10 protein-coding genes and 2 pseudogenes are annotated in these 12005 nt (G+C 42.5%); 7 read left to right on the top strand and 5 right to left on the bottom strand.

Annotated features, from left to right (window positions below; genetic code table 11):
* The first annotated feature begins 141 nt into the window (after positions 1 to 141).
* The 5 genes and pseudogenes from ACERC6_RS00060 to ACERC6_RS00040 all read left to right on the top strand — a co-directional run bounded on the left by ACERC6_RS00060 (position 142) and on the right by ACERC6_RS00040 (position 5022).
* Positions 142 to 1206 carry a sulfate ABC transporter substrate-binding protein gene (locus ACERC6_RS00060; protein ID WP_373627214.1) on the top strand — a complete coding sequence of 355 codons (1065 nt, stop codon included), beginning with the start codon at positions 142 to 144 and terminating at the stop codon, positions 1204 to 1206.
* Between the two features lie 311 nt (positions 1207 to 1517).
* Entirely contained in the window at positions 1518 to 2351 is an 834-nt protein-coding gene (gene cysT / locus ACERC6_RS00055; RefSeq protein ID WP_373627213.1) for a sulfate ABC transporter permease subunit CysT, read from the top strand.
* Between the two features lie 89 nt (positions 2352 to 2440).
* Positions 2441 to 3286: a sulfate ABC transporter permease subunit CysW gene (cysW, locus tag ACERC6_RS00050; protein ID WP_373627211.1), complete on the top strand. Its 846-nt coding sequence runs from the start codon at positions 2441 to 2443 to the stop codon at positions 3284 to 3286.
* Positions 3287 to 3338: 52 nt separating this feature from the next.
* A pseudogene (locus tag ACERC6_RS00045) lies at positions 3339 to 3837 on the top strand (sulfate/molybdate ABC transporter ATP-binding protein); the annotation flags it as partial.
* Positions 3838 to 4218: 381 nt separating this feature from the next.
* Positions 4219 to 5022: a hypothetical protein gene (locus tag ACERC6_RS00040; RefSeq protein ID WP_373627210.1), complete on the top strand. Its 804-nt coding sequence runs from the start codon at positions 4219 to 4221 to the stop codon at positions 5020 to 5022.
* Positions 5023 to 5225: 203 nt separating this feature from the next.
* On the opposite strand, the gene ACERC6_RS00035 is transcribed toward ACERC6_RS00040, so the two are convergent.
* The 3 genes from ACERC6_RS00035 to fumC all read right to left on the bottom strand — a co-directional run bounded on the left by ACERC6_RS00035 (position 5226) and on the right by fumC (position 10377).
* Positions 5226 to 6920 (bottom strand): amino acid ABC transporter ATP-binding/permease protein, encoded by a 1695-nt coding sequence (locus ACERC6_RS00035; protein ID WP_373627209.1) that lies wholly within the window; start codon positions 6918 to 6920, stop codon positions 5226 to 5228.
* Positions 6917 to 8722, bottom strand: a complete 1806-nt coding sequence (gene cydD / locus ACERC6_RS00030) for a thiol reductant ABC exporter subunit CydD (protein WP_373627208.1) — start codon at positions 8720 to 8722, stop codon at positions 6917 to 6919. Before cydD ends, ACERC6_RS00035 begins: the two co-directional genes overlap by 4 nt.
* Before the next feature lie 263 nt (positions 8723 to 8985).
* A complete protein-coding gene (gene fumC / locus ACERC6_RS00025; RefSeq protein ID WP_373627414.1) occupies positions 8986 to 10377 on the bottom strand; it encodes a class II fumarate hydratase in 1392 nt (463 codons plus the stop codon).
* A 152-nt stretch (positions 10378 to 10529) separates the two neighbouring features.
* Between fumC and ACERC6_RS00020 the strand changes: the two genes are divergently transcribed.
* Positions 10530 to 11096, top strand: a complete 567-nt coding sequence (locus tag ACERC6_RS00020) for a 5-formyltetrahydrofolate cyclo-ligase (RefSeq protein WP_373627207.1) — start codon at positions 10530 to 10532, stop codon at positions 11094 to 11096.
* Between the two features lie 300 nt (positions 11097 to 11396).
* Here the strand turns inward: ACERC6_RS00020 and ACERC6_RS00015 are convergent, their stop codons facing one another.
* On the bottom strand, positions 11397 to 11549 hold the full coding sequence (locus ACERC6_RS00015) for a hypothetical protein (protein ID WP_373630484.1): 153 nt from the start codon (positions 11547 to 11549) through the stop codon (positions 11397 to 11399).
* Positions 11550 to 11681: 132 nt separating this feature from the next.
* Here ACERC6_RS00015 and ACERC6_RS00010 point away from each other — a divergent pair, with 132 nt between their 5' ends.
* Entirely contained in the window at positions 11682 to 11879 is a 198-nt protein-coding gene (locus ACERC6_RS00010; protein WP_284672813.1) for a hypothetical protein, read from the top strand.
* Here ACERC6_RS00010 and ACERC6_RS00005 read toward each other — a convergent pair.
* A pseudogene (locus ACERC6_RS00005) lies at positions 11866 to 12005 on the bottom strand (phage tail protein); the annotation flags it as partial. The gene ACERC6_RS00010 and the pseudogene ACERC6_RS00005 overlap by 14 nt on opposite strands.

Genomic DNA, 12005 nt, shown 5'->3' with positions numbered 1-12005 from the left:
TGCTCCAAATAAATAAGTGTATTACCATCTCTTATTAGTCCACTAATTCTAAAATGGAATAATAATTTGTATTTTTGCACTTAATCATTTGCACGCAACTATCATATAATGATTTACCTGTTTAACAAATTGGAACAATTCATGAAAAAACAACTACTCCCCCTAACGCTTACCATTGCCACCCTTACCCTAACCGCCTGCGGTAGCAATCAAGACAAAGAAAACACCACCGCTAAGACAACAGACACCAAGATTGAGCTTTTGAATGTCTCTTATGATGTGGCAAGAGATTTTTATAAAGACTATAATCCCTTGTTTATTGAGCATTACAAGAGCATCAATCCCAATGCTAGCATTGATATCAAGCAATCTCACGGCGGTTCTAGCAAACAAGCCCTATCGGTTAAAAACGGTCTTGAAGCTGATGTGGTTACCATGAATCAAGGCTCTGATGTTGAGCTACTTGCTGACAGTCAGCTTGTTGATAGCAAATGGCGTCAAAATTTCCCAAATAACGCTATTCCATTTACCAGTACCATTGTCTTTATTGTACGAGATGGCAACCCTAAGGGCATTAAAGACTGGCCAGACCTAGCCACACAAGGCAAAGAAATCGTCATCGCCAACCCAAAAACTACAGGTAATGGTCGTTATGCCTTTTTAGGTGCTTATGGCTATGGTTTGCACACCTTTAATAAAGACGAAGTCAAGACCCAAGAGCTTGTTAAGGGTCTGTTGAGTAATGTCAAAGTATTTGATAATGGCGGACGAGCAGCGACCACAACTTTTGCCCAGCGACAAATTGGCGATGTACTCATCACCTTTGAAAACGAAGCTCATGTCATCAAAGAAAAATTCGGCAATGTGCAAATCATCTATCCAAGCTACACCGTCAATGCCGAAAACCCTGTGGCGGTCGTCAATGCCATCGCTGAAAAGAAAGGCACAACTGAAGTCGCCAAAGAGTACCTAAACTACCTATACAGCGATGCAGGTCAAGAGCTTGCAGTGAAATACTTCTTACGCCCAAGCAACCCCGATATTTTGGCTAAATATCAAGATAGATTCCCAACCATGCAGACTTTTTTCCCAAATAATGTGTTTGGCGATTGGAAATTTATTATGGATACCTACTTTAAAGAAGGCGGTATTTATGACAAATTGGCAGTCGGTGCTACAGGCGAAGTAGTCAAAGCCAATAAATAATTAGCCCCAATACGCTGATGACAAGCTCGCTTTTTATGGTGAGCTTATCTTTTTTTAGACCGCCTAAGTTCATCAGTATCTTGAGTTTGTCAAATGTCATATCTATACAATAAAAATAAATCATTAAATCGCATTGGTCATTTGCCCAAATCAAATCAACACTCAATCATTCCAAAAAGGAAAAAGCATATTCCATATTAACCATAGCATAACGCCATCAATATTTTACAATACACTCAAATTTTTATAAAAAGACAGCAGTCATGACAGCATCAGTCATACACCAACCAAAAAACAAATAAAGACGCATCATGCCATTTTTTGGACTAAGTTTGGGAGTGAGTGTGTTTTCGCTATCGTTACTTGTGGTATTGCCTTTTGTAATGATGATTTTTACGACACTCAACATGGGGTTTGGTGAAATCATTGACACCATCAAAGAACCACAAGTCTTTGCTGCCATTAAATTATCGCTATCTATGGCAATTTTAGCGACCTTGACCAACCTTGTCTTTGGCACACTGATTGCTTGGGTGCTGGTACGCTATGATTTTTGGGGCAAATCGCTCATCAATGCTTTGGTAGATTTACCCTTTGCTCTACCAACCGCTGTAACAGGCATCGCTCTTGCCACACTTTATGCTCCCAATGGGTTTTTTGGACAATGGTTTACCAAAATAGGCATGGCTTTAACAGGAGAGCCTATTCGCATTGCCTTTACCCCAATAGGCATATGGCTTGCCCTGATTGTGGTGAGTTTTCCTTTTATTGTGCGTGCAGTACAGCCCGTAATTGCCGAGATGTCGGTTGAATTTGAAGAAGCGGCGGCTGTGATGGGAGCAAATCGCCTGACAACTTTTACAAAGGTCATCTTACCTGAGATTGCTCCTGCCATGCTAATCGGTGCAGGTATGATGTTTGCTCGTGCTACAGGCGAATACGGTTCGGTGATTTTTATTGCAGGTAATATCCCCATGAAATCTGAAATCCTACCACTCATCATCGTCTCAAAATTAGAGCAGTTTGATGTAGCAGGGGCATCATGCGCAGCACTCTTTATGCTACTGGTCTCCATGGTTGTATTGCTTGCGATCAACTTTACTCAATGGAAACTTTCTGCCAAACTTGGGGCAAAAACCAATTAAGACAGCTCATCAAATACCCCTTAATTCATTAAAGTAAATCAGCAAACACGATAAAGCATCATCATTTAAGCAAAAATTGGAAAAACGACATGGCAAGCCAATCCACCTACGACTATCAAGCCCACCCTGCCACCAAAGATGCCACATGGATGAAATGGCTGCTTATTGCTTTTGCGGTTGGCTTTATGACCATTATGCTAGTGATACCACTCATTACAGTATTTTATGAAGCCCTAAAAGAAGGTTGGGAAGCATATGTTATTGCACTATCCGACCCAGATGCTCTGCACGCCATCAAGCTGACACTCATGACCACTGCCATCGTCCTACCCGTCAACATCATCATTGGGGTGGCACTCGCCTATCTCATCACACGGCACAAATTTCGTGGTAAATTTATCATCACCACCCTACTTGACCTACCTTTTGCCGTCTCTCCTGTTGTGGCAGGTCTTATGTTTGTACTACTGTTTGGGGCAAATACACTAATTGGGGGATTTTTTGAAAGCATGGGCATTAAAATCATCTTTGCCACAACAGGAATCGTGCTTGCCACGCTATTTGTTACCTTTCCTTTTATTGCACGAGAAATCATACCGCTTATGCAATCCATTGGCGACAGCGAAGAAGAAGCTGCCCTAACCTTAGGTGCTAATGGTTGGCAGATGTTTTGGCACATCACCCTACCAAACATCAAATGGGCATTGCTCTACGGAATCATTTTGACTAATGCTCGTGCAATGGGGGAGTTTGGTGCGGTATCAGTAGTCTCTGGACACATTCGTGGTCAGACCAATACCATGCCATTACTGATTGAAATCGCTTATAACGAATACGCTTTTACGACCGCTTTTGCCATGTCAAGCCTGCTAGCCTTACTTGCTTTGATTACTTTGGCGGTACAAAATATCATGGCTCGCAAGAAAGCTACATAAAACCAACCTGCCCCATGATAGACATTAGATATTAACTTGCACTGGAAAAAATATGAGCATTGATATTAAAAACATCTACAAACAATTTGGCAGTTTTACCGCTTTAAATAACATCAACTTTACCGTTAATACAGGCGAACTGACTACTCTACTAGGACCATCTGGCTGCGGAAAAACCACACTGCTTCGCATCATCGCAGGTCTTGAGACGGCGGATTTAGGAGACATATGGTTTGATGACATCAATGTTACCAACCTGCCCGTACAAAAGCGTGGCATTGGCTTTGTGTTTCAAAACTACGCCCTATTTCGCCACAAAACCGTTGCCCAAAACATTGCCTTTGGTCTTACTTTACTAAAAAACAGACCAAGTACCGCTAACATTGATGCACGAGTGGCAGAGCTTTTAGAATTGGTGCAACTTGGTCATACCAAAGACCGTTATCCACACGAACTATCAGGCGGTCAGCGTCAGCGTATTGCTTTGGCACGAGCCTTAGCAACATCACCCAAACTATTACTACTCGATGAACCTTTTGGGGCATTAGACGCCAAAGTGCGTAAAGAACTGCGTACTTCACTTAAACAAATTCAAAAAGACATCGGCATCACTTCCATCATGGTAACACATGACCAAGAAGAAGCAATCGCCATCTCTGATAAAATCATCATCATGAATCACGGTGTGGTTGAGCAAATTGGCACGCCTGATGAACTATTTGCTCGCCCAAATAGCGAATTTGTGGTGGACTTTTTGGGTTTATAGTAAAACAAAATTGGGGGTAGATTGGCTAAATTTAATCACACTTAGGTTAAATACTGGCGAATTTTTATTAGCCAATCCACCCAAAAAGAACAATGGTTTATTAATATTTTTTGCTAATAACGCAAAAAATTTGTTACAATGGTTAAAATTTTAATCCTGATTTGACATGATGCAACAAGAACACACTTTTAACCACTCATCAGATAACGCTTCACAAAAACCACAATCCACGCTAGAGAATTTTGCTCAGATTAGCGGTTTTGACGGCGATAGACTGATTGAAGATATTTTTATCAGTTGGCAACAAACCCTAAGTAACCTAAAGCACACTTATGCTAACGCTACTAGCCAATTTATTGATGAGATTAAAATACCCATCAGTCAAAATCAAATCAACGATGCACTATTTACCTATGTCGTTAAAAATGTTGATATGGTGCACGATTTAAGACTTGATGTTCACGATGGTTGGTTGCGACTATATACCACGGTTCATGTTCAAGGGATATTTGCCAGTCTCGCTAGCAATTTTGAATTGGTGCATTTGCAACTAGACAAACACACTCAACGACTGGTGCTACGCCAGACTGGCGATACCGATGTATTAGAACTACACAGTAAAAAATGGTGGCAAGCACCTTTGGCAAAATTTGCCCTAAATAGCTACCGTGCGATCTTCAGAAAAGACCCGCTACCTGTCATTTTAAATAATATTAAAATTAAACAAGTGCCATTCGTTGAATACAAAGGCAATATCGTCTATTTAGAAATCGGACGATGGCTAAAAAACAGTGAACTTGTCATGAACGCTATTAAAAAAGTACAGGTAAATCAAGGCGTTCTAGAAAAGCAGCAGCTGTCTTTATACATTGAGCCAAACTTCGCTGAGATTTTAAGTTTTGGCGATCCTAACACTCCTATCATCACCGAACAAGACAATCCAAACCCAGATGACGACAAGAAGGATTGATGATTGTAGAGATTTTGGCAGTTTGATTATGCCATGACACACGACTTTTCCATCACAGACGGCTAAAAGCCTACTTCATACTTACTAAGAAAATACCCCAAAGCCAGAGTTCTAGCTTTGGGGTGTGGCTTAAAGACAGACTGGTTTTTCAAGCCCATGACTGGTCAGTCTATTGGATTAAACGCACTTGGTCAATCCATCTATTATTGACCGACTTTCATGATATTGACATCACTCATTTCATCGCCAATCTGATGCGTAGCAATGGCAAGTACGCCAATCTGCCCATCAGTTTGTAACTGAACAAGGCTATGCCAAACTGTTTGGCGAGTACTTTGATCAAGCCCTGCAAATGGTTCATCAAGTAACAGCACCGCCTTTGGAGCAAGTAGTAGCCGTGCCAAAGCCACACGCCTGCCTTGACCGCCAGAAATTGCCGTGCCATATTCGCCAAGCGGAGTATCTAGCCCTTTTGGTTGGGATTTTGCCCAGTCAAGCAGTCCCACCTTATCTAACACCGACCACAGTTCATCGTCATTTGCAGATGGCTTACCCAGTCGTAGATTATCCGCTAATGTTTGATCAAAGATATCGACATTCTGCCCCAAATAGCCAAGAGAGCTACCAAAATCCACCGCATCAATATCCACACCATTAACCAAAATTTCACCACCAACACGAGCAATCTCTCCTGCCAATGTACCAAGCAAAGTGGATTTACCTGCACCTGATGCACCAACAATGAGTGTTGGCTTAGTGGGAGTTAATATGCCATTGATGTTGGTTGTAGCCATCAGCCCTTTTGGCATTTTTACGGATACACCATGCAGATGAATCGTGGGCGTGCCGGCTATTGACTGCTCTTGGGGAATTGACTCACCATCAATCAAGGTGTTAATGCGAGTTTTAGCAAGCAGGCTTCTACCCCAAGCCAATGGCTCGCCAACTAGTCCGAGCAAGATTTCTATCAGACCTAGTAAACCAAGTAGCAGTGCCAGAACAACAGCAGGAGTTGGAGTTAAGGCTTGATTGCTTAGTGACTGTATGACAAATGATTTAGCCTGACCATCAAACAGACTGCCTGCCACCATCAGCAGTGCAACCGAAGCAATGGCGATGATGACTTGAATGAGTGCTTGACGGTTGCATCTTAATCGCATGGCTTGGCGTGTGGTTTGGGCGTATGCTTCATCTTGTGCCGACAAAGTCGCTACTTGCTCTTGCCACCTATTCCATGTCAATAGTGCGGTTAAAGCAGGCAAAGTATCTAATAGCTTACTCTTTTTTTGGGTTAATAGTATACTTTCACGCTCTGCTAGCCTTACCCCTTGTTTTAGCGTCCAAAGTGCCACAAGCAAAGATGCTAGCAGACACAGCACGGTAAATAATGCCGTTGGTAACACCAAAAGTATCAACACCGATAATACACCAACCGCCAAAGTGGCCACAATAAATGGCGAAATCAGCCGTAGTGGTAATTCATCAAGTGTATCAATATCTCGCACGAGCCGTTGCATGGTCTCGCTACTACTTTGAACATCTTGTCTATTCATACGAACTGACAGTGGCAGACTTGCCCAACGAGCAAAAAATCTCACCCTTAGTTCTTTTAATAGACCAAATACCGCATGATGCGACACCATCAAATCACCATAACGAGCAAAAGTGCGCACGATGGCAAAACCACGAATCATCACAGATGGTATCAGATAATTAAAGGTTGTACCAAGAGCAAGCACACCTGCCACACCTGCCATCGTAATAAACCATCCTGAGAGCATCACCAAGCCCAATACAGACAGAACAGTTGCAATGCCCAAAAACCATGCAATGCTCCACAATAACTTTTGACTTAACAAAAGCTGTCTTAGGCGAAACTTATCATTTTGCCCTCTCATGGTGCCTCTCCATTAACCAAATCCTGATTGTTATCCTTGCCTAAATAACACACCTCATCAAATGCCACACCTGCCTTATCATGCGTTACCCAAATCACGGTTTTATCCTTACTAATATGGCTAAGTAACGCCTTGATATACCCTGCTGTCTCGCCATCTAGGTGCTCGGTTGGTTCATCAAGTAGCCATACTTTGGCATCTTGAAGTAACAACTGAGCGATGGCAATACGCTGACCCTGACCACCTGATAGACCACCGCCACGCTCGCTAAGCATGGTATGAATACCGCTAGGCAACCCATCAATCACCTCTTTTAGACCGACCGCCTGCAACACTGACACCAACTCATCATCACAAGCATCAGGCTTGGCTAGGCGTAAGTTATCTGCAATACTCATCGGCAACAGTGGCACGGTCTGCGACAGATAACCAAATTGTTCTCGTAGTGTAGCCACATCTATGTCATCATAGCGTACCGACTTACCATCAGCATGAATAATAATATCGCCCTCAAAATCGCCAAAACCCAATAAAATTTGCAAAATCGTAGATTTACCCACACCACTTTCACCCATGAACGCTGTGCATTGACCTGCCTGACAGGTCAGCGTAGTTGGCGAAAGTCTCACTCGACCATCATCACCAAAGACTTGCACATTTTTTAATTCAAAAGCAGGAGATGAATCAAAGATAAAAGGAGTACCACCGATTTGTTTTACCTTAAAATTCAATATAGGAGCAATCGCCTTAGCACACGCTACCGCTTGACCTTTCACATGATATTCCGCCCCCAATCTGCGAAGCGGAGCATAAAATTCAGGGACAAGTAGCAAGATAAACAATGCTTCGCCATAACTGGTCAGCACCTGCCCTTTAGCCCATGGCAGCACACCCATCAAACCAAAGCCCAAATACATGGCAACCAAAGCGGTTGATAAAGCCGATAAAAACTCAAGCACTGCACTGTTTAAAAAAGCAATCTTTAGCACTTCCATCGTCCGCTTGCGATAGTTGTCCGAGCTTCGTTCAAGGTCTGATGTTGCAATATCTACCACACCAAGTCGTGAAAGTGTATTCACCCCACGAATCCAATCCAAGAACCGACCGCCAAGCTGTGCTAAAGCATCCATCTGCTCACGACTCTTGCGAGCAGTTGCTATGCCAATCAGCATCATAAAAATCGGTACAAGCGGTGCAGTGGCAAGCAGTATCACTGCCGCTGTCAAGTTATAATACGCCACACATCCTGCCAGTATGATGGGCGTAGCTATGGCAGTCATCTTTTGGACATTAAAACGAGCGTAACCAACCAGACGGTCAGGTTCATCAATGATTTTGCTTGATAACGCCCCATCAGAACCAAAGTAGCGTCTGGCTTGTCCCAATTTACCTAACTTATCAAACAGCCTTGCTCGCACACGCCCAGCAATATCAATACCAATATTTGTCAGCACAACATCTTTGATATAACCAAGCCCAATGCGTATCAGCATACAACCAAGTAGCACCGCCAAACTCGTCCAAAGCCCCCTTGCCCGATATGGCACATCATGCACAAAAACATCAAACCAGCCACCAAACAACACCATCAATTCATACGACTGCACCACAAACACCAATACGCTTGCCACATCCAGTAGCCATACCATCATCATGGGTTTTTTAGCGGTGGCGAAAGTCGTGCGTAAAAATTTATTTGCCATGATGTCATCTTGACTGCGTTTGGACTTTCGTTTTGATTGTCTTATGGGCTTTTGAATAGTTGTTCGGCTATGGCTGTTATTTGGGGATTGATCGGTCATGGCGTTATTGTTATATAAAAGATGCTATTAAAGAATTTTAGGATAAATAATGACGAAAAACAAAATGTTTCATTATCGCTAAATTTACCCAACTTTTCAAGATAGCATGACAAAATATAGAAAAATAGACCGTTATTGATGATGCTTTATTGGTTATATTGCCACCTTACTATCATTCCATTTATAAATGAGTCATTGAATTAAAATACCAAAATAAAATAAGGGTCGTTACCAACCCTTATTTTCAGACATCAAATGAAAAATTATTTTGGCGAGACCATCTGTTCTGGACGAACAATCTCATCAAACTCTTCGCTTGTCAATAAACCCAACTCAATGGCGGTCTCTTTTAGCGATTTGTCATTTTTATAGGCAGTTTTTGCAACTTTGGCTGCATTTTCGTAGCCGATTTTGCGGTTCAGTGCCGTAACAAGCATGAGCGAATGATGCAAGAAATAATCAATCTTCTCGTGATTTGGCTCAATACCTATTGCACAGTTATCATTAAAACTATTAATGCCATCACTTAGCAGACGAATGGATTGCAATAAATTATAACCAATCACTGGCATATAGACATTAAGTTCAAAATTGCCACTTGCTCCAGCCATCGAGATGGTTGTGTCATTACCAATCACTTGACAGCACACCATCGTCATCGCTTCAGATTGGGTAGGATTTACCTTGCCTGGCATGATGGATGATCCAGGTTCATTCTCAGGAATGCGTAGCTCACCCAATCCACATCTAGGGCCACTGGATAGCCAACGGATATCATTGGCGATTTTATTCAAGCTGACGGCCAAAGTTTTTAGAGCGCCACTGGCAAACACTTCAGCATCACGAGCCGCCAGTGCCTCAAATTTATTCGGAGCGGTAACAAAGGGCAATTTGGTCAAATTAGAGATTGTTTGAGCAACTTCAATAGCGTACTTTGGGTGACTGTTTAACCCCGTCCCAACCGCTGTTCCACCCAGTGGCAGCTGATATAGACCAGTTAAAGCATCATCAATGCGACTAAGTGCCAAATCAAGCTGTGCCACATACCCACTAAACTCTTGCCCCAAAGTCAAAGGGGTGGCATCTTGCAAATGAGTGCGTCCGATTTTGACAATATCGGCAAAGTCAGCGGATTTTTTAGCAAGGGTTTCACGCAATGATTTAACGGCAGGAATGAGCTTATGGTTAATCTCTATGGCACTTGCCACACGAATGGCAGTAGGAAAGCTGTCGTTAGTAGATTGGGCATGATTGACATCATCGTTCGGATGAATCGGCTGATACAAACCTTTTGGACTGCCTACAAGTTCATTGGCACGATTAGCAAGAACTTCATTCATGTTCATATTAGACTGCGTACCAGAACCTGTCTGCCAGACCACAAGCGGGAATTGATCCATAAGCCCGCCTGATAAAATTTCATCACAAGCCTTAACAATCAGCTCCGCCTTATCACCATCAATACGACCTAAATTGCTATTAGTTATGGCAGCTGCTTTTTTGACGGTTGCCATTGCTTGAATGAGTGGAACTGGCAAGGTTTCACCACCGATTTTAAAATTCTCACGACTGCGTTGAGTCTGTGCACCAAAGTAAGCATCGCTAGGGACAGCAATCTCACCCATCGTGTCTTTTTCTATGCGAGTATTGGTCATATCAGTCATTGCATTTTCCTTCTAAGTGAATTTAAGATAAAATAAGTGCTTGGTATATTCACCAAACACTATACCACCATTAAAAATAATTCTCAATCATTAGTTATTATCATTTAATCATTAAACACCTAGCTTGGTTAATTGGAAGCCCTATGGACAACGCCACACTCAGAAAAAACATCAAAAAACAACGAAAGGCACTCACTCAAAAACAACGGCAAAGATTCGCTTTTCTTGCCGGCTTGCACCTACCCAAGTTATTACCACATCTGCCTAAGCACGCTAACATTGGGCTGTATTTGGACGATTTTGGCGAATTGCCAACAGCTCCCATCATGAAGTTCTGCCAAAAATATGGCTTTACGCCCTACTTGCCCATCACCAAGCAAGGCAAACCCCTAACATTCGCTCCTTGTTTTTATCAGCCAACCAAAACCCCCTTAAAACGCCACACGCTCGGCATGAAAGAACCCATGACAAAGCCATCATTAACAGCAAAGCAAATGGACTGCATCATCTGTCCTTTGGTGGCGGTGGATCAGCTGGGTCATCGGCTGGGCATGGGTGGTGGATTTTATGACAGAACTTTTGCCAATTTTCACGGCTTAAAGGTCGGTTGGTGCTACCACTTTCAAATGGTAGATAGATTGGCGGTCAATGATTGGGATCAAAGGGTGGATCTGGTGATTACAGATAGCAATATTCTCAGATTTTTCTAGGGTTAGCTCCATCTTATCCAATAACTCGCCCCATTTGTTGTCATGTGATGACAATATAATGACAAAGAATATATTTTATAATTACTCGTTCCATCTCATAACCGCTAAACTTTTTGGCTAAAATGTCATGCAAGTAGATGGGTTTTTTATGACTAAATCTTCCCCAATAAAAAACCGCCCACGATGAATCATGAGCGGTTAAAATCACTGTTTTTTTGATAACAAAAAAGCCAAATAATTCATACAATTTTTAACATTTTTGCAAAAAAAGTGTATAAATTACTTGGCTTTTAATGTAGTTTAAACTATAATATGTTTATCAAGACAAGGTGTTGCAGCACCAAGCCTTGATAGGTTATCCGCCACCGACCTTGTGAAGTGGTGGCGACCTTGTGAAGTGGTGGCGACCTTAGGAGATAAGACAATGAAGGCAGTCGTAAAGCTAATTATCATTGTCATCCTGCTACTACTAAGCAACAACGCTTACTAATGGCAGGTAGCCTGTAAAGGCTGGGGCGGTGGGCAAGCACACCGCCTTCTCCTAAAACTTATGATTATCTTACCAATAATGTAAGGATTTGTCAAATGCCTAAGATTGTCAAAACCCCAAAAAGCCGTGCCGAAACTCAGCGTGAGAGTGATGAACGCCGTGGCGTAAAACCGATTGGTTTTAAAGTGCCGATAGAATTTGCCGAACTGCTTGATGACCTTGCTAAACAAACAGGCAAAACCAAAAACATCATTATCATGGAGGCGGTGGAGCTTTGGGCTAAGCAAGTTTAGCATGACGCACGACAAGCCCAACCCTATCCGCCCACCCCTTGCCATAAATCTCACGCACGCTTTGCCGTCCGTAGGGGTGGTGCAGGATTAGAGTGTTGCCCACGCAAGGCGGTGTAACTTCGCTTT

The sequence above is a fragment of the Moraxella sp. E33BD genome (genome assembly GCF_041807865.1).
In the GTDB taxonomy this organism is placed as follows: domain Bacteria; phylum Pseudomonadota; class Gammaproteobacteria; order Pseudomonadales; family Moraxellaceae; genus Moraxella; species Moraxella haemolytica.
This window is presented reverse-complemented; position numbering and strand designations above follow the sequence as displayed.